1 protein-coding gene is annotated in these 812 nt (G+C 46.9%); it reads left to right on the forward strand.

The features are described 5' to 3' along the window. On the forward strand, nt 1-812 hold an 812-nt coding region (locus ACWHAR_RS25615), incomplete at both ends, for a molybdopterin oxidoreductase family protein (RefSeq protein WP_452088252.1).

An 812-nucleotide genomic window follows, 5' to 3' on the forward strand; every position in this document is an offset into this window, starting at 1 on the left:
TACAGATGACAAGGCCCGCGCTAAATTTGAAGAGGCATATGGTGTCGAGATTGATGGAAAGCCTGGTTTAGATAATATTCAAATGCTTCATGCCATTGAAGAAGGAAAAATGAAAGCTATGTATCTTGTCGGTGAGGATATGGCACTGGTCGATTCAAACGCGAACCATGTGCATGATATTTTATCAAGCCTTGATTTCTTCGTGGTACAGGACATCTTCCTGTCAAGAACAGCTCAATATGCTGATGTCGTCTTGCCGGCCACTCCTTCACTTGAAAAAGACGGAACATTTACCAACACAGAACGCCGTGTCCAGCGATTGTATCAGGCGCTTCCGACGCTTGGTGACGCAAAACCTGACTGGTGGATTATTCAAGAGGTGGCAAACCGTTTAGGAGCGAATTGGAATTACAGCCATCCAAGTGACATTTTCTCTGAAATGGCGAGTCTTTCTCCTCTGTTTGCCAAAGCAAGCTATGAGGTGCTTGAAGGCTGGAACAGCTTCCTATGGGGCAGCTTCACAGGTGAAAGCACACCGCTTCTGTATGAAGACGGATTTAATTTCCCTGACAAAAAAGCCCGCTTTGCCCTTTCTGATTGGACCGAGCCAGCGGCATTTCCGGAGGAATATGACCTTCATATCAATAACGGCCGGATGCTGGAGCATTTCCACGAAGGAAACATGACAAATAAATCGAAAGGCATCCAAGCGAAAGTGCCGAATGTATTCGTTGAGATCTCACCTGAGCTTGCACAAGAGCGAGGTGTTTGTGACGGTTCGCTTGTACGGCTCGTTTCTCCGTTCGGAGCAG

This window comes from Bacillus sp. LR--39 (genome assembly GCF_053613335.1).